The organism is Flavobacterium endoglycinae (genome assembly GCF_017352115.1).
GTDB classification, from domain to species: Bacteria; Bacteroidota; Bacteroidia; order Flavobacteriales; family Flavobacteriaceae; genus Flavobacterium; species Flavobacterium endoglycinae.
Genome location: NZ_CP071448.1, coordinates 4,666,488 through 4,685,280, shown reverse-complemented (window position 1 = coordinate 4,685,280; position 18,793 = coordinate 4,666,488). Strand labels below are relative to the sequence as shown.

The window sequence follows — 18,793 nt, the reverse complement described above, 5'->3', positions numbered from 1 at the left end:
ATAAACTAAACTCTTGTTTCACTTTACTATTTATACTGGTAGATTTGTTTACAAAAAGTGATACATCTAAAAAAATCTAACGTTCGAAAAAATTCGAACGCTAGACCACAAAAAACCACTTTTGCTTAAACAAACTTATAAAAAAACTTATCTATTATCTATAGAATCCCATTGCGACTCCGCCGTCTACATTAAGGGCATTTCCTGTTGATTTGTTCAGGAAACCGCCGACAAATGTGAAGCATGCATTGGCAATATCGTCTGGTAGAATAATTTCATTTAATAATGTACGTTTTGCATAGTATGCCGGTAATTCTTCCACCGTAATACCGTATGCTTTTGCGCGTCCTTCTGCCCATCCGCCAGACCAAATATTTGAATCTGAGATTACTGCATCTGGATTTACAGTATTAACACGGATTTTATCTGCTCCTAATTCGGCAGCCATTAAACGTGTTAAGTGTGCCTGCGCTGCTTTTGCAGAACCGTAGCCCGGATTGTTTGGCCCCGCTACAACTGCATTTTTAGAAACAATGTTTACGATATCTCCTCCAAATCCTTGCTTGCGCATTACTTCGATTCCGGCTTTCGAAACAATAAATTGTCCTTTTACCAAAATATCGTATAATCGGTCCCACTCTTCAAGAGTGTGTTCTGCAATTGATTTAGAAATACTGATCCCAGCATTGTTTACAATAATATCTGCACCTCCAAAAGCTAAACAAGCTTCGTCTAATGCTTTTTCTGTACTTACCTCATCTGTAACATTTAACAAAGTGCTTGAAACGGCATCTTTACCAAATAATTGGATGAACTCTGCTGTTGTGCCTTCTAAACGCTCTTCGTTGATGTCGTTGATTACTACACACGCACCTTCTTGAGCAAATTTCTTAGCAATTGCTTTCCCAATTCCTCCAGCAGAACCTGTAATCACAGCTACTCTGCCAGATAATGCTTTTGGTTTTGGCATACGCTGTAATTTAGCTTCTTCCAATAACCAATATTCAATATCAAAAGCTTCTTGGTGAGGTAATGAAGTATATTCAGAAACTGCTTCGGCACCTTTCATTACGTTCACGGCATTGATATAATATTCTGATGCCAGACGCGCCATTGTTTTATCTTTTGCAAAAGTGAACATTCCAACTCCTGGATATAAAATCACAACTGGATTTGGATCACGCATTGCAGGTGAATTCGACTTTTTACAAGCGTTGTAATAGTCTTTGTACAGGGCACGATATGCTTCAAAAGCCGGAGCTAATTTTTCTTTAACGGCATTTACATCTGATAAATCTTCATTTGGATCTAATTCTAAAACCAATGGGCTGATTTTAGTTCTTAAAAAGTGATCTGGACAGGAAGTTCCTAACGGCGCTAGTTTTGAAAGATCATTTGAGTTGATAAATTCTAAAACTCTGGCATCATCTGTATAATGCCCGATCATCTGACGTTCTGACGAACAGAAACCTCTTAAGATTGGAGCCACTTTTGCTGCTTTTAATTTACGATCAGCTTCTGGAAGGCTGTCGATTTTTTTACCTCCAAAAACAGGACGTTTTTTACCGTAGTTATCTTCAAGATAGGCTGCACATTTCTCGATAACTTCGAGCGTATTGATGTAGCTATCGTATGCAGTATCTCCCCAAGTAAATAATCCGTGAGAACCTAACATAATCCCGCGTAGTTTTTTACCGTTCTTTTCGGCTTCTTCCAAACAGCTTCTTAATTGAAGCCCTAAGTCAAAACCAGGACGCTGCCATCCTACCCAACCGATTTCTCCGTCGAATAATTCATCTGTGATTTTTTTTCCATCTTTCGCAGCAGCGATTGCAATTGCCGCATCTGGATGTAAGTGATCGATATGGTTGAATGGCAAAAATCCGTGTAATGGTGTGTCGATAGAAGGTGCTTTTGAAGCCAAATCGAAAATACAGTGGTTGAATAGTTCTACCATTTCGTCTTCGAATTCAATTCCTCTATACACATTTTCAAGATTACGTAATCTGTCTAAATACAGTGCCGCACAACCAGATTTTGTCAAAGTTCCAATGTCTCCTCCAGAACCTTTAATCCACATTACTTCTGAATTTTCACCTGTTAAAGGATCTTTATCAATAATTTTTACAGAAGTATTTCCTCCTCCATAGTTAGTAAGCCTTAAATCAGCTCCTAAAAGGTTTGAACGATAAATGAAAAGCGCTACTTCATCTCCGGCTAATGCTTCGGCTTTATCGTCATCCCAAAGATAGCTTACATGCTTAAAATTCATATTTTTTGTATTTATATTCGACGTTGTTATCATATAGTTGGTTAATATTTACAGTGAATTTCCAATTCCGACTAGAACAATTGAGAGCATAATTAATCCGATTCCTAAAAGGAAAGTATTGAAGGTTTTCTTTGAAACGCCTTTCCATTCTTTTAGATAAAAGCCCCAGAAGTTTGCGGTTAAAATAATCGTGGCCATGTGCAGAATCCATGAGCTGGCTCCGTTTCCTAATTTGCTTTCTCCCATTCCGTAGAAGAAAAACTGCAGGAACCACATTGTTCCGGCCAAAGCTGAAAACAGGATATTTTTGGTAATCGGTGTTGATTTATTGGTATAATCACCGATTGTTTTGTTTTTGAAGTTTAGGTAAATACACCAGATAAAGTTGGTTGTTAAACCTCCCCAAAGCAACACAATATAAGTTACATTATTCTGAAACAAAGGATTTGAGCCGTTAATTACAGCTTGTTCTGCCATTGGTTTTCCTGCTTCGATTCCGTAATTGAAGAATGAACTTAAAATCCCCGAAACAACTGCAATGATTAAACCTTTTACGAGGCTGAAATCTTTGTCTTTATCTTCATGTCCCACGGCAAAGTCTTTTTCTTTCAGCATTCCTGCTTTTCCTGAAATGGCAATTCCCAATAAGCAAACTGCAACTCCTAATAAAACCAGTTGTCCGCCAGAATTTCCGAGCATATCGGTAAAAGATACTTTTCCTGATGTTGGATATAAATCGTAGTAAATAGAAGGAACTAATGCTCCAAATGCAGAGCAGAATCCTAAAATAATGGAGTTTCCTAACGACATTCCTAAATAACGAACGCCAAGACCATATGTTAATCCACCGATTCCCCATATTAAGCCCATTGAAAATGTAAAAGCTTTAATGGAAGGTGAAGCTGAAGCGATAATTTCTGTAAAATTAGGAATCGTTAAGTAAGCGGCAATGGGCGGTACAATTAACCATGAGAAAAATCCACCTACGAGCCAGTAACTTTCCCATGCCCAATTTTTAACTTTTTTGAAAGGCATATAAAAACTACCTGAAGAGAATCCTCCGATAGAATGAAAAATGATTCCTAATAATGACTCCATTTAATAATTTTGTTTTTGGTTAATTGTGATAGTTAATTTGGTTTTGTAAAATAATGTAATGTTAAAAACAAAACTGTCCTGTACTATCCTTTATAATTCCGGTTAATTATGTTAAAAGTGCATACTTATTATAAAGAACAATTGGATTATATTGGAAAAATAAATTTAAATACGCTATTTTAGCAATCGATTTCGTAATTATTATATCCGCAAATAAGTCTCAAATTAAGATAACTGCTTGAAAATAAAATAAAGTTTGATTTTAATTTAGCATTTTGTAAGGAAAGTAGTAAAATCAATACATAAGCAGTTTTTTAGGTTGCTTTTCATTAAATTATAATTAAAAAAAATCGGCATTCATTTAAAAAAAATGGAACTGATTTGGAAATTACAAGCATGATTAAGTTAATTAAAATAGATGAGGATTCGAGAGTTCCAAAATACAAGCAGATTGTAGACTCGATTTTGCAGAATATTGCTAACGGAAATTTAAAAATCAACCAAAAAATTCCCTCTATAAACAGTTTCAGTGAGGAGTTTTACATGTCACGCGATACCGTTGAAAAAGCCTATAATATTTTAAAAGAGCGAAAAATTATCTCTTCTATTAGAGGAAAAGGCTATTATATAACGAGAACAAAATTAGAATCGAAAGTCAATATTTTGTTTTTGACCAATAAATTGAGTTCGTATAAAATGAAAACCTACAGCTCATTTATTGATACTCTTGGCGCAAATGCTCATACTGATCTTCAAATTTACCACTGCGACGAAACTTTATTTCTGAATATCTTAGATAAGTTTGAAGGCGCTTACGATTATTATGTGATTACAACCCACTTTAAAACCGACGAATTAAAGCATTTAAGTTTTACAGATGAAGTTGTAAATGCGATTAAAAAGATCCCGCAGGAAAAGCTGGTTGTTTTAGACAATATCAAATTAGGAACTGGTGATGATGTCATCAAAATTTATCAGGATTTCGAAAATGATATTTATAATGCTCTAAAAGAAGGACTTTCTAAAATAACAAAATACAAACGTTTAATTTTGGTATATCCGGATAAAGCCGTTTATCCGTATCCGAGAAGAATTTTACATGGTTTTAGAAAATTCTGCGTTGAACACGAAATCAATTTTGAGATTTTGAGTGAAGTGTATGACGATATGATTCTGAAGAAAGGTGATTTATTTATTACAATCGAAGAATCTGATCTGGTAAATTTAATGAAACAGATTCGAGATGAAGAGTTTGTTTTAGGAAAAGAAATTGGTGTGATCTCTTATAATGATACGCCTTTAAAAGAGCTTTTAGGCATTACCGTTATGTCAACTGATTTTAATGTAATGGGAGAAACCGCCGCCCGAATGATCTTAAACAAAGAAAAAGGACAGGTAAAAGTTCCGTTTAATTTTATTGATCGAAATTCGATTTAAAATCTATACACACTTCCCTATTCATTATCCAAATATCAGCTTTGAAATTTGGCACAAATCTCTATGTTAACATTTTAATTATTTTTTAAGAAAATTTTAATCTTACTCTTAGAAGTTTGTCTCATTTAATATATTTGTAATCAGTCTAAATAAGAATAAATTACAGATTTTATATGAAAACAATTTTTAAAACACTTAGTAACAATATTTTACTACATGTGTTTCTTGCTTTTCTGGCAATCTTCTTAGGTTCAGAAACAGCTTTTTCTCAATCAACAGTGGGAACAATTTCGGGTCACGCTATTTTGAAAGACGGAAATTCTTTACAAGGTGCCACCATTAAAATTTCAGAATTAAATAAAACTACCACAACTGATTCTGATGGTTCCTACCAGCTAAGAAATATTCCTTTTGGAACGTATTTAGTTGAAATTAAATTAAACGGATACGATGCTTCTCCTGCTACTGTTTTAGTAGATCAAAACAATACAGATGCAAAACTTGATTTTGAACTAACGTATACTTCGCAAAAATTAGAAGAAGTAATTGTGAGTTCTGGAGGAAATCGTTTTGCCAAAAAAGAAAGTGAAGAGGTTTCGAAAATGAAACTAAAAAACATGGAAAATCCTCAGGTTTATACCATTGTAAGTAAAGAACTTATGAAGGAACAAGTGATCACCGATTATAACAGTGCTTTTAAAAACGTTCCCGGAGCTGGTATTGCAGAAGTTCGAAACCAAGGCAGAACAACCAACATTTCTAGAGGTTTTGCAACGCCTCAATTGGTACGAAACGGAGTTGGAAGTTTTACTTATACTACTATCGATCCGTCTAACTTAGAACGTATTGAGGTTATTAAAGGGCCATCGGCCACTTTGTTTGGAAGTACGATTTCTTCTTTTGGAGGATTGTTTAACCGAGTTACCAAAAAGCCTTTTGATTTCTTTAAAGGTGAAGTTTCCTATTCTGCTGGAGATTGGGATTTGAATCGTTTTACCGCTGATATCAATACACCGCTTAACGAAGAAAAAACAGCTCTTTTTAGAATCAACACAGCTTTACACAGCGAAAGAAGTTTTCAAGATGCTGGATTCAACAAAAGCTTTTTTATAGCGCCAAGTTTTTCATATCAGGTAAACGAAAGATTGACTTTACTTATCGATGCTGAATTTAGTGCTTCAAAAGGAACTTCTCCGACAAGATTAGCGCCGTATACAAAAGCAGATGCTACAGCACATAGTATTGAAGAAATGCAAATTCCTTATAAACTTTCATTTGCCAATAATACAGTGAATTACACGAGTCAGCAATACAACATATTTGCTCAGTTGAAATATAAAATGTCAGATGAATGGACGTCGCAAACCGTTATTTCGCGTACAAGATCATCGTCGGAAGGATATGTAGTACAATTGACTGCATTAAGTAATGAAACACTAAGACAACAAGTTACCAACCAAGATTATCCTTATTACGGAACTGATATTCAACAGAATTTTAATGGTGATTTTAAAATTGGAAATCTTCGTAACCGAGTTGTTGCCGGTTTTGATTTCTATAGTCTTCGTGCAACTCGTAACGATGCATCGGTAAACATGCCAGCTATCAATTATAGAGAACCAGGAGCGGCTTATAACAACTTTACTCTTGAGAAAATAAAACCATTATTTGCTGCCGCTACTTACTCAAATTTTGTTTCTAATAACGAAAGAACCTATAGCGCTTATGTATCTGACGTATTAAATGTTACGGAAAAATTAATCGTAATGGCTGGTCTTAGAGCAGATCGTTATATCAATAAAGGAGCTTATTACCCAAGTACCAATCTTACTACTGGAAATTACAATCAAACAGCATTTTCTCCTCGATTTGGAGCGGTTTACCAAATCGTAAAGGAAAAAGTATCTGTTTTTGGAAATTACATGAACGGATTTAATAACGTGGGTGGTTCTGATTTTAACGGAAATACTTTTAAACCAAACCAAGCCAATCAGTTAGAAGGAGGATTAAAATTTGATTTCAGCAAAATCAGTGCTACTTTTAGTTACTATGATATTCAAGTTACGAATGTTACTCGTGAAGATCCTGATCACGTAAACTTTCAAATTCAGGATGGAACACAGTTAAGTAAAGGTTTTGAAGCAGAGTTTATTGCAAACCCAATTCGCGGATTAAACATTGTAGCGGGTTATACGTATAATGACAGTAGACTTACTAAAGCAAGTCCAAGCACAAACGGATTACGACCAACAACTGCGGGTTCACCAACAACTGCCAATCTTTGGGCAAGTTACCGTTTAACGGAAGGTGCTGCATCTGGTCTGGGATTTGGTATTGGAGGAATTTATGGAAGCCGTTACTATCAAACCAATACTGCTGATTTCAAATTTAGTATTCCTGAATATACTGTTCTAGATGCTTCTGTTTTCTACGACAGACCAAAATACAGATTAGGATTAAAAGTAGACAATCTTACGAATGAAAAATATTGGTCGTATCGTTTAGCAGCGCAAAATCCAACGAGAGTAACAGGAAATATTACTTTTAAATTCTAATATCTGTGTTTATCATTTCCAATGATATTCTCTACATTTGGACTTTATTACAATTATGACCAAAGGTTTTAAAAATACTATCAGACAAATACATTTGTGGCTCGGTTTAGCATCGGGCCTCATTGTTTTTATAGTGAGCATTACTGGATTTCTGTATGTTTTTGAAGAAGAAATCCGTGATTTTTCACATCAAGAATATTTACACGTTCCCGTTCAGCAGAAGCCTTTTATAGGATTAAAAACGATACTTGAAAATTACGAACATCTTGAACCTAAAAAGAAAATTACGGCTCTAAAAATAAACCGTGAAGAACCAAATGCGGCAGTTGAGATTTCTACCAAAAAGAAAAAAACGTACTATTTTAATCCTTACGATGGAACTCTGATTAAAGAACAAGGCTCCGACTGGCTGAATACCGTTTTAGAAATACACCGCAATTTATTGTTAGGCGATTTTGGGGAATTTATACAAGGATGGTCGGTTGTGATTTTTATCATCATGCTCCTTACTGGACTCATTTTATGGTTTCCAAATCAAAGGCGACTGATCAAACAATCTTTGAAAATAAAATGGAGCGGTTCTTTTAAAAGAGTTAATTTCGATTTGCATCAGGTTTTAGGTTTTTATGCATCGATTTTTTTATTATTGATTGCTTTTTCAGGAACCTATTTTAAATATGATACGGTTAAAAAAACGGTCAGTTTAGTAACGGGAAGTAAACTTCGAAAAGGTGATGAAGTAATTTCGAATCAAAAAATCGATTCAACTACGATTCCTGTTCGGTACAATGCTATTTATGAAAATGCGAATTCTAAATATCCCGGAGCGACTTCGGTTTCATTTTCAATTAGAAAAACGGGCGAACTTCGATTGCGTATGACCTACCCTAACAATTGGGCTAGAAACCAAAATACAATTTTCTTCGACGGGAAAACGGGGCAAATGCTTCGAACTAAACTTTACAAAGACAATAATGCTGCCGATGTGTATGAAGCCAGCAACCACGATCTGCACACAGGAGTTTTCTTTGGTCTTGCCGGAAAAATAATCTGGAGTTTGGTTAGTTTAATTAGTGCATCTCTTCCTATAACGGGATTTATTATTTGGTGGAAAAAAGGAAAAAAGAAATCAAAACCAAAGAAGGTTAAGGCGTAAAATGAAAATATATTTTTTGACGAAGATTTACAAAAGACAAGCTTTCAATTTTCACAGAATAAAAAAGGATGAACATAAGTTCATCCTTTTTTTATATCATTCTTCTAACTATTACTTTTCAAAATAAAGATAATCAGTATTATTAGTGGCTACATTTCGTAATCGAATCTGTGAGTTATTGAATTCAAATAATTTCCAGCTGTTGTTATTTAATTTACTGAGTAATGCAGAACTAAAGTTTAATTTTAATTCCTGTACGCCATATTGGGTTGTTGTCTGCCACTGGCCTGTCTCGGTGGTTCCGTCTTTCGTTGCGACAACAGACATATCATTATTAAATACAAATGAATATCCGCTAAACAAAGATGTTTTATCTGAATCGTCAAAAAAATAGGGAATTTTCCAAGTTCCGTTTACAATCGTTGATGCAAAATTAAGAGTTGCAATATTATTTTCCGGACAATTGTCAATGGCGTATTTAATAGCATTTTCGAAATCTAAATTGCTCGAAATTAATTTTGTTTGATAATTATAATCTACTATTGAAATCGGGTATTGTAAAGAAATATATTGGCTTTCGTTTAGGTTTTTTATAAAATTAAAAAAAGCCTGATCACTTATAATCGATGCCGAACTCGCGATTTGATTAGCACTATTGTAAATGTTGATTGTAATAGGATAATTAATATTGAGTCCGTTGATTTTAGATAAAAGGTCGGGATAAAGATTCCAGTAGGCAATTAAATCATTAAAATCAGACTGATTAGGTATTAATTTCTGAATGTAATTATAATACACCATTGTAACCGGAAAAGTTATTTTCACAATATCATCGTCAGTATTACTCGCATTGATATTATCAACTACTTTTTGGTAATCAGCTGCTGAATTAATGGCAATTACTTCATTGTTTACGGTTACAGTATATGGGAATTTTATAGTACAATACGTCGATCCGTCTATCATATTATCCTGCACCGTTGGAACCATTGCGACTCTTTGCAAATAGGTCGTTAAAGGCGAATTTTTGGTCACTGTGCTCTGATTGCTAGAATCCTGCTCGTCGATTCCGTTCTGGCAGGACAATAAAAAAAGCAAAATTATTGGTGACAAATATTTTTTTAGAGACAGCATACTTTTATTTTTACAAAGGTAATAAAAATTCAAGAAACTGCTTTTTAATAAATTGGGTTTGAAAAGATTTGATTTCATTTTTTCTACTTAATAATCACATGAAAAACAACATTTTATGTTCTAATAAAACAATCATGATTACTTTTACCCTACTTAAACTAAAAACAAATACTTTTGCATCTTACAAATTGTAAAATCTAAATGCCAAATAACCCCCAATCAAACACTTGCGACGAAATTATTTTTTCGTCCTTTTTTAAAGGTCATATAAAAGCGCTCCGCAATTTCCTTTTTTACAAATTTGGTAATCTGGAAAAGGCGGAAGATATTGCGCAGGAAGCTTTTTTAAAACTTTGGCAGAACTGTTCTACTGTGCCGCTTGAAAAAGCAAAATCATACGTGTACACAATTGCCAATAACAGCAGTCTCAATGAAATTGCGCATCAAAAAGTAGTTTTGAAATATGAAAAAGATTTCACTGGCTTAGACAAAACCAATCAGAATCCTGAATATCTTCTGGAAGAAAAGCAGTTTCAAGCCAAACTTTTAAAGGCAATAGAAAACTTAAACGAAAAACAGCGTATTGCTTTTTTAATGCATCGTATTGATGGAAAAAAGTACAGCGAGATAGCGGCAGATTTAAATATCAGCGTAAAAGCAGTCGAAAAACGCATTCATTTGGCTTTGTTAAGCTTACGTAAAGAAATTGATTTATAAAAGTAGGGTAAATTTAATCCTGACTGTTTTAATAACATAATACCGGTACAATGAAAAAGAATCACTTATTGGCCAAATGGCTTAACAACGATTTGTCTCAGGACGAATTAGCTGCATTTGAAGCCAGTCCCGACTTTGAAAAATATCAGAAAATAAAAAAATATACCGATCATTTAATGATAGATGATTCAGATGAAGATGCAATGCTTTCTTCTATTCTAAAACAGAAAAAAGAAACTCCAAAAGTAATTCCGATATACAAAACGTGGCTTTTCCGTGCGGCAGCAATTTTTGTTATCGCTCTAGGAATTACGCTTGCTTTTAAAATGACTGTACATGAAACAGAAACGGCTGCTTTAGGCGAAAGAACCTCTTTTTCATTACCAGATCATTCAGAAGTAGTATTAAATTCCGGTTCTGAAATACAATACAAAAAATGGAATTGGGACACTCACCGATATCTCGAACTTCAAGGAGAAGCGTATTTTAGAGTGGCCAAAGGAAGACGTTTTGAAGTACAAACAAAACTTGGTAAGGTGTCCGTTTTAGGAACACAATTTAATGTAAAAGCCAGAAAAAACAGGTTTGATGTTGTGTGTTACGAAGGACGTGTAAAAGTAAATTATGCAAACCAGCAAATTCTGCTGACTCATGGTCAAGGTGTGAGTTTTGAAAATGGAAAAGAACTTAAAATGACCATCACTTCAGTAAAACCAGAATGGATAGAAAATCGAATATCTTTTTATAAAGAGAATATCAGAACTATTTTAGACGAAGTGGAAAGACAATACAATATCAGTATCGAATTAAATGCAAAAGATACGACGTCATTATTTACAGGAAAATTACCTGCGAAAAATCTGGAAACTGCTTTGCAGATTATCAGTACGACATATGACGTAAAAGTTCAAAAAGTTTCAAAAAATAAAATAATTATTGACGAAAAATAAATGTTGCTCCCCAAACAATATCATTTTTTGTTTTGCCTCTTTTTCTATGTCCTCAATTTATTGGGTCAGGACAAAGGAAAAGCTGTGTCTTTGAATAAAATTATAATTGATATTGAACAGCAGCATCAGGTTAGCTTTAATTATCTTGAAGAAAACATTGCTGGATTGCAGTTAATGCCGCCAAAGAGGTCACTTTCGTTAGATCAGAAATTGGAGTATCTCACCCAAAGCACCAATTTGTCATTTGAAAATATTGACAACAAATTCATCAATATTCATAAAAATAAAGAGTTAACTCAAAAAATCTGCGGATATGTTTTTTCTGCCACAGATAAAAAACCTATTGAAAATGCCAATATAAGTTTAAACAACAAAGCGCAGGTTAAAACGGATTACAATGGATATTTTGAATGTATCAAAACGAATACAAATACGCTTTTAGTGAGCCACATTGGATTTCTATCTAAAAGAGTTTCTGCTGATAATTCTGATCCTAAAAATTGTTTTCAGATTGTACTAGAACCTGAAATTACAGAACTAAAAGAAATCAAAGCCAGTGCTATTCTTGCTTCGGGTATTTCTAAAAACACAGACGGTTCATTTGAAATTAAACCGAAAAAATTCGGAATCCTTCCCGGACTTATCGAGCCTGATGCACTTCAGGCAATGCAGCAGATTCCCGGCGTAAACAGTATTGACGAAAGTGTTTCGAGCATTAATGTCCGCGGAGGCACGCACGATCAAAATCTATTTTTATGGAACGGAATCCGAATGTTCCAAACTGGACATTTCTTTGGTTTAATCTCGGTTTTTAATCCCAATTTAGCGCATACTATTTCAATTTACAAAAATGGAAGTTCGGCTTTTTTCGGCGAAAGCGTATCGAGCGTAGTTGACATTTCTTCTACTCCAGAAACAACCGAAAAAAACAGTTTTGGTGCCGGAATAAATATGATTAACGCCGATGTTTATGGAAAATACAATCTTTCCAAAAAGAGTTTTATCGAAATCTCGGCACGTAAATCTATTACAGATTTTGTAGAAACTCCTACTTATAAAGAATATTTCAATAAAGTGTTCCAAAACACTACAATCACTGATTTTGCACAAAATCAAAATGTCGATTATCAAAGCGACAAACAGTTTGGTTTTTATGATGCGACTTTTAAATACGCTCAAAAAATTGGCGACAAAGATCAAATAATTCTTGATTTAATAACGATTCAGGACAATCTGGAAGTTTTCCAGAGTGCAACGGCATACGACATATACCGATCTGAAAACAATACTTTACGCCAGCAGAATTATGGCGGTAATTTATCATGGAAAAGAAACTGGAATAGTTTTAATACCACAAAAATCAACATTTACAATTCCGCATACGAACTACTGGGAAATCAAAGAACCAGCATTGGAAACCAGCTTGTTATTCAAGAAAACACGGTTAACAACAACGGAATTAATTTAGAAAACCAGCATATTCTTAATTCTAAATTCAGTTTAAACGATGGTTATCAGTTTAATGAAATTGGCGTTACGAATCTAGAGCGTGTCAGCAATCCTGATTTTTTCCGCAAAGTAAAAGATGTTTTAAGAACCCACGCTGTTATTGTTGAAGGAAAATACAATGATACCATCAGCAGGATTTATTTCAAAGCTGGCACACGATTGAATTACATCGAAAACTTTAAAAAGTTTATTATTGAGCCGCGAATTCAATTCAATTACGGTATTAACAAAAACCTTCATTTTGAACTTTTAGGCGAACTTAAAAGCCAAAATTCACAGCAGATAATTGATTTACAGAAAGATTATTTCGGAATTGAAAAAAGGCGCTGGATTATAGCTAACAATACTTCAATTCCTATTCAAAGAAGCAAACAATTGTCTTTAAGTTTATTTTATAAGAAAAATGACTGGCTGCTGGATATTGAAAACTTTTATAAAAGAGTAAACGGAATTACAACTTCTAGTCAGGGATTTCAAAACCAATTGGAATTTGTACGCACCACAGGAGATTATGAAGTTCTGGGAACGGAAATCTTGGTTCAGAAAAAAATGAATCATTTTCTAACTTGGTTTAGTTATACGTTCAACAATAATAATTACGATTTTCCTAATTATGAATTTCAACGATTTCCAAACAATTTTGAATTAATCCACACGGTTTCGTGGGCGGTAATGTATGAGAAAAACAATTTCAAAATTGCATTAGGAACCAAATGGACTTCGGGTAAACCAATAACTTCTCCAGACGTTTCTCAAATTGATTTTTCAGATCCTGTACTAGTGTATCACAAACCAAACAACACCAATTTACATGTCTTTTCACAGGTTAATCTTTCTTCGACTTATAAATGGGAAAGTGTTAAAGGCATTCAATACAAAATAGGAATCTCAATTCTGAATATTTTAAACCGAAAAAACGAAATCGGCGAATACTACCGAATTAGCTCACTGACGAATTCTATAGAAGAAGTTGAAACTTTTGCCCTGCAGAGAACTCCAAATATGAGCTTTAGGGTTTCATTATAACTCCTTAATAACAAAGGACATAACAATCCTTTCTTTACTTTTTTATCTTTTTTTTTACAAAATCACAATTCTTTGGTAGGGTAATCTGCATCAAAGCTGTTTTACTATTAAACCCTATCAAAAAGAATAGAAATGAAAAGAAAAAAAACAGCCTTATTAATGACAGCCCTGCTGATAATTGTCGCTGGTGGTATTTATTTTTATTACGGCTTTCTATTTAAGGAAGCACGTAATATAGAATCAGAAAATCCAGAGATAAGCATCACCGCCTCACAATTGATTGATGATTATAATTCTGATCCTAAAAAAGCAGATTTACAGTACCTCAATAAAACTATCGAAATAAAAGGAACTGTAACTAAAGAAACAGATTCTGTTATCATACTCCAAAGCAGTGTTTTCTGTCTTTTCAATCAAAAACTAAAACATAATTTATTAAACACTAATGCAGTCGTTAAAGGCAAATGCATTGGTTACGACGAACTGTTTCAAGAAATTAAACTAGATCAATGCACGATTAACAAACCAAATAATTAACTATTTATGAAGAAATTTCTAGTGCCTCTATGCCTTTTCCTGGCTTCTATGGCTTATTCGCAGGATGATTTATTAAACAGCCTTGATTCTACACAGGTAGACGGAAAAACACCGGTAACAGCTTTTAAAGCTTTACAAATCGTAACCTTACAATCGACAAAAATGGCTGCCAAAAAAGAATTTTATTTTGTAGTCTCACACCGCTTTGGAACTGTAAAAGATGGTTTTGACAGTTTTTTTGGTCTTGATAATGCCACTACAAAATTGGGTGGAATTTATGGTGTAACGGACTGGCTTTCTGTGAGTCTTTCACGACATACTCTAAATAAAATGTATGAAACTGGTTTGAAATACCGTTTGGCAAGGCAGGACGATCATTTTCCTGTAGACATTGTTGGGTACAGCGTTGCAGATATTAATTCTTTTTTAGAAAAAGATCAATATCCAGGTTTAGAATTTAAACATCGCTTAACCTATGTACAACAGTTATTAATCTCTAGAAAATTCACTGAAAAACTTTCATTCGAGTTAGTGCCGTCATTCATTCATAAAAACCTTTACAATCCTGATATTGAAAGAGATAATCAGTTTTCTTTTGGAGGCGGCGGACGCTATAAAATCACCAAACGATTATCTGTCAACTTAGAATACATGCACAATTTTGACAAACCAGATTTTTACAAAAACCCATTATCTGTAGGTCTTGATATTGAAACGGGCGGACACGTATTTCAGCTGATATTTACCAATTCGCAGGCTATGAACGAAAGCGGATATGTAACAAATGCAGCGGGCGACTGGGGCAAAGGAGATTTCTTCTTCGGATTTAACTTATATCGAGTATTTTAATTAACCAATAAAAAAACAAACTATGAAAAAAGTATTAGCACTTTCTATTTTAATGGCTGTATTTGCAAGCTGCAGCGATTCTGACACGTATCAAGATATCGAGACACCAACTAATCCCGGAAATCCTGGAACCGGAAATCCTTCAGAACCAGCAACTGCAGTTACCTATGATAAAAATGTAAAAGCAATTATTACTTCTAATTGTGTATCATGCCATCAAGCTGGAAGAACAGCTGCTTTTAGACCTTTAACTACTTATGCCGAAGTAAAAGCAGCCGTAGAAACAGCGGGTTTACTTACTAGAATTCAGCTGCAGAATGGACAACAAGGTATTATGCCGCAAGGCGGGAGAATGTCTCAAGCAAATATTGACGTAATTGTAAAATGGAATACAGACGGACTAAAAGAAAATTAATCAATATGAAAAAGTCATATATCATCTATTTAATACTGCTTGTGTTTTTGAGTATAAATACCAATGTTTCGGCACAAAAACTAATAACTAAAACAGGCAGTATTAAATTTCAGGCTTCGATGCCTTCTTATGAAGAAGTGGCTGCAGAAAACAAAAGTGTATCGGCCGTATTAGAGCAGTCAACTGGAGATTTTGCTTCGCTGGTGCTTATAAAAGGATTTCGCTTTAAAGTCGCTTTGATGGAAGAGCATTTCAATGAAAATTACATGGAATCTGAAAAGTTTTCGAAAGCAACCTTAAAAGGCAAAATTGAAGATTTTGACATTTCTAAAATCTCAAATACACCAAAAAACTTCACCTTAAAAGGCGACTTGACGATTCACGGAAAAACAAAACCTGTAACCGTAACGGTAAAAATTTCAAAAGCTGCAAATGGAGGCGTGAATATGATTGGTTCATTTGAAGCAAAACCTGAAGATTACGGTATTGAAATACCAAGTTTAGTGAGAAAGAAAATTGCTGACAAAGTCAAAATCGATTACAACTTTTTACTGACTAAATAAATGTCTTCTGATTAAGAAATTCATTGGACATTTATTATGAGGCCGGTTTCATACTTAGCCGGCCTCTTTTTATTACTAACCTAAACTGAATTCAAAAATGATCTGCAAAAATTACACCGTTACAGGCGAAGATGTAAATGATAGTATGGTAATGGAAACCATCGCTTATACTTCCTACACGCTTAAATTATGGTACCACTTTTTATTTAATAATGGTATTTCAAAAGAGAAATTAAATGCTTTACATTTGGGCTTTGTAGAAGAAAATAATGAATTCATCTGCTATAAAAACCTTATGTTTACCGAGTCATTTTTAATTGAAATGAAGCACTGTCAAATTGATGATAAAATCAAAATCAAAAGTTCTTTTTTTAATGCAAAAAATGAATGCTGTGCCGAAGTAACCAAAGAAATACAATGGTTTGACCAGATTCAAAAAGAAGTTATTGTTACCCCAAAAAAAATTCTGCAGCACTTTAATTCTCGTCCTTCGTCAATGAATCACAATATCAATTGGAATTTGAAATTTTTATATTAAAAATAACTTGATATTTTTATTTGGTAAAATCTTCAATTGCCTTTATTGAGTCCTCATTTTCAGGATTTATTTCCAAAGATTTCCTAAACATTTGCAGGGCTTCGTCCTTTTTTCCTATTTTATATAATGCTTCTCCATAACTGTTGTAGGTATTATCACTTTCAGGAAAAAGTACAATATTGGTTTTAAATACCTTCAAAGCTTGTGAATACAATTTATCTGAAAGAAAATCATAACCTAAATTATTCAGGTCGTTTTCAGAAATTGAATACAGATTTTTACGAGTACGATTTTCAATCAAAAATAAATCTGCAGCTTCATCCCCATCTTTCATGAGTATTTTTCCATACGCTTTTGAAAAAGATTTACGCACTGGCAGAAGCGGCTGATTATTTAAAATATTTAGTGTGTTAAAAGCGGTTAAATACACTCCTTCGCTGTTTACATTATCCAGTAATACAACGGTTTGTTTCTTTACTACATTCCGAAGTAATATCGTAACACAACCGGGCATTCCACCCGTATGCCACACTGTTTTTCCAGCAGATTCATCATCAAACAAAAACCAGCCCAAACCATCATATGCCTTTCCCATTCCTCCAATATTGATCCAGACATAATTCTTTTCACCATTCTTCAATATTGTAGATTGATATGCTTCTTTCAGTGTACTTTGGTTCACCAATGTAGTATTGTATAGCGCATTATCGAATAATAATAAATCATGTACTGTACTTACTACATTGCTGGCGCCATAACTGGCAGTATGATAATAACTTTTACTGCCTTCCATTTTCTCTCGTTCCGAGATATAGCGTTTAGGATAATCGTAATTAGAAGTTTCTGGGAAATTCGGTTTAGTATTCAAAAAATCCGATTTAAGATAAGTATGTTTCATTCCCGCTTTCTTAAAGATTTCTTTTTGAAGGTAAACATCAAACGTTTTTCCTGATAACTTTTCAACTAGTGCCGCCAATAAAGCATATCCAGTGTTGCTGTACCACCATTTCTCATTTGGCGATAATTTAAATTTAAAAGTGTGTTGGGATAAAAATGTTACCAGTTCCTGATTGGTGTACGTATCTTTAAAAGGAATTTCTGCTTTTTGATTTTCAATATCCTGATCTGAAATGCCCGAAGTATGCGAAAGCAGCTGACGTATTGTAACTGTTTTGTATGGAAAATCAGGATAATACAAACTAAAAGGATCATCAAACTTTAACTTTCCTTTGTCTTTCAACTGAAGAATAGCAACTGCCGTAAATACTTTTGAAACCGAAGCCAATTCAAAACCAGTTTCTATGGTATTAGCTTTTTTTTGCCCAAAATCAGCATAACCAAAAGCCTTTTCATACATAATTCTGCCATCTTGAGCAGCCAATAGTACTCCGTTAAACATACCACGCTGAACAGCTGACTGGAGCAGACTATCGATACGGACAGATTTTTCCTGAGCAAATACATTCGAAAAGCTGCTAAATGTCCATACAATCAAAAAGAATAATTTTATCATAATTAATGTTGTTTATAGAACAAAATTACCCGCATCTTTTTATATAAAATTGAACGAAATTAGCCTTATCCCTAATTTATTAATTTTCTCCTACTGCTGGTTTTTCATCTTATGTAATTTGATGGAAATACAAAAATACAGAGCAAAAAAAAACCTCGTCAGTTGGACGAGGTTTAATTGTATTATTTTTTTGATTCTTCGATAGAAACTTTTCTGAACTCTTTTAAAAGTTTTTCGATTTCTAAAGTAGCTTTACGTGCTCTTGGTCCTGCAGCTTTAATACCTTTTTCAGTTAAAGATTCAGCTTCTGCCTTGAATGTTTCAATTTCGGCGTTGATTTTTACTAATAGATCTTTCATGCTTATAATTATTAAATTAAGGCGCAAAAATAGAAGTTTGATTGGTAGTTACAACATATTTGCTGTTAAAAATTGTCAATGTTTTTTAAGAGAAAAATTAACTTTAAAATTACATTAGCATATTTCAAAAACAGCCTCTTTACAACAAGTTATTATTCAGACATT

16 protein-coding genes are annotated in these 18,793 nt (G+C 33.8%); 11 read left to right on the top strand and 5 right to left on the bottom strand.

Annotation, left to right across the window (positions count from 1 at the left end):
* Nucleotides 1-154: 154 nt before the first annotated feature.
* On the bottom strand, nucleotides 155-2,272 hold the full coding sequence (locus J0383_RS20510; RefSeq protein WP_239023120.1) for a bifunctional aldolase/short-chain dehydrogenase: 2,118 nt from the start codon (nucleotides 2,270-2,272) through the stop codon (nucleotides 155-157).
* A 48-nt stretch (nucleotides 2,273-2,320) separates the two neighbouring features.
* On the bottom strand, nucleotides 2,321-3,370 hold the full coding sequence (gene rhaT / locus J0383_RS20505; protein WP_207295809.1) for an L-rhamnose/proton symporter RhaT: 1,050 nt from the start codon (nucleotides 3,368-3,370) through the stop codon (nucleotides 2,321-2,323).
* Between the two features lie 396 nt (nucleotides 3,371-3,766).
* On the opposite strand from rhaT, the gene J0383_RS20500 reads away from it, so the two are divergent.
* From J0383_RS20500 to J0383_RS20490, 3 genes are all read left to right on the top strand, one after another.
* On the top strand, nucleotides 3,767-4,807 hold the full coding sequence (locus tag J0383_RS20500) for a GntR family transcriptional regulator (protein WP_207295808.1): 1,041 nt from the start codon (nucleotides 3,767-3,769) through the stop codon (nucleotides 4,805-4,807).
* Nucleotides 4,808-4,980: 173 nt separating this feature from the next.
* On the top strand, nucleotides 4,981-7,362 hold the full coding sequence (locus J0383_RS20495) for a TonB-dependent receptor (protein ID WP_207295807.1): 2,382 nt from the start codon (nucleotides 4,981-4,983) through the stop codon (nucleotides 7,360-7,362).
* Between the two features lie 37 nt (nucleotides 7,363-7,399).
* Entirely contained in the window at nucleotides 7,400-8,518 is a 1,119-nt protein-coding gene (locus J0383_RS20490) for a PepSY-associated TM helix domain-containing protein (protein WP_239023119.1), read from the top strand.
* Nucleotides 8,519-8,629: 111 nt separating this feature from the next.
* Here J0383_RS20490 and J0383_RS20485 read toward each other — a convergent pair whose 3' ends face one another.
* The gene (locus J0383_RS20485; RefSeq protein ID WP_239023118.1) at nucleotides 8,630-9,631 is read right to left on the bottom strand and encodes a hypothetical protein; all 1,002 of its coding nucleotides are present in this window, start codon (nucleotides 9,629-9,631) and stop codon (nucleotides 8,630-8,632) included.
* Between the two features lie 222 nt (nucleotides 9,632-9,853).
* Here J0383_RS20485 and J0383_RS20480 point away from each other — a divergent pair, with 222 nt between their 5' ends.
* The 8 genes from J0383_RS20480 (at nucleotide 9,854) to J0383_RS20445 (ending at nucleotide 16,756) form a co-directional block, all read left to right on the top strand.
* The gene (locus J0383_RS20480; RefSeq protein ID WP_207295805.1) at nucleotides 9,854-10,369 is read left to right on the top strand and encodes an RNA polymerase sigma factor; all 516 of its coding nucleotides are present in this window, start codon (nucleotides 9,854-9,856) and stop codon (nucleotides 10,367-10,369) included.
* A gap of 50 nt (nucleotides 10,370-10,419) precedes the next feature.
* Nucleotides 10,420-11,319: a FecR family protein gene (locus J0383_RS20475; protein ID WP_207295804.1), complete on the top strand. Its 900-nt coding sequence runs from the start codon at nucleotides 10,420-10,422 to the stop codon at nucleotides 11,317-11,319.
* Nucleotides 11,320-11,403: 84 nt separating this feature from the next.
* The gene (locus tag J0383_RS20470) at nucleotides 11,404-13,854 is read left to right on the top strand and encodes a TonB-dependent receptor (RefSeq protein ID WP_239023117.1); all 2,451 of its coding nucleotides are present in this window, start codon (nucleotides 11,404-11,406) and stop codon (nucleotides 13,852-13,854) included.
* Nucleotides 13,855-13,986: 132 nt separating this feature from the next.
* Nucleotides 13,987-14,391, top strand: a complete 405-nt coding sequence (locus tag J0383_RS20465) for an OB-fold protein (protein ID WP_207295802.1) — start codon at nucleotides 13,987-13,989, stop codon at nucleotides 14,389-14,391.
* 6 nt (nucleotides 14,392-14,397) lie between these two features.
* Nucleotides 14,398-15,240, top strand: a complete 843-nt coding sequence (locus tag J0383_RS20460) for a DUF5777 family beta-barrel protein (RefSeq protein ID WP_207295801.1) — start codon at nucleotides 14,398-14,400, stop codon at nucleotides 15,238-15,240.
* Nucleotides 15,241-15,262: 22 nt separating this feature from the next.
* Nucleotides 15,263-15,655 carry a c-type cytochrome gene (locus tag J0383_RS20455; protein WP_207295800.1) on the top strand — a complete coding sequence of 131 codons (393 nt, stop codon included), beginning with the start codon at nucleotides 15,263-15,265 and terminating at the stop codon, nucleotides 15,653-15,655.
* Between the two features lie 5 nt (nucleotides 15,656-15,660).
* Nucleotides 15,661-16,218, top strand: a complete 558-nt coding sequence (locus tag J0383_RS20450) for a YceI family protein (protein WP_239023116.1) — start codon at nucleotides 15,661-15,663, stop codon at nucleotides 16,216-16,218.
* A 97-nt stretch (nucleotides 16,219-16,315) separates the two neighbouring features.
* A complete protein-coding gene (locus J0383_RS20445; protein WP_207295798.1) occupies nucleotides 16,316-16,756 on the top strand; it encodes a hypothetical protein in 441 nt (146 codons plus the stop codon).
* Between the two features lie 16 nt (nucleotides 16,757-16,772).
* On the opposite strand, the gene J0383_RS20440 is transcribed toward J0383_RS20445, so the two are convergent.
* Together J0383_RS20440 and J0383_RS20435 are read right to left on the bottom strand one after the other, a co-directional pair.
* Nucleotides 16,773-18,269, bottom strand: a complete 1,497-nt coding sequence (locus tag J0383_RS20440) for a serine hydrolase (protein WP_207295797.1) — start codon at nucleotides 18,267-18,269, stop codon at nucleotides 16,773-16,775.
* A 182-nt stretch (nucleotides 18,270-18,451) separates the two neighbouring features.
* The gene (locus J0383_RS20435) at nucleotides 18,452-18,628 is read right to left on the bottom strand and encodes a histone H1 (RefSeq protein WP_012026201.1); all 177 of its coding nucleotides are present in this window, start codon (nucleotides 18,626-18,628) and stop codon (nucleotides 18,452-18,454) included.
* Nucleotides 18,629-18,793 lie beyond the last annotated feature (165 nt).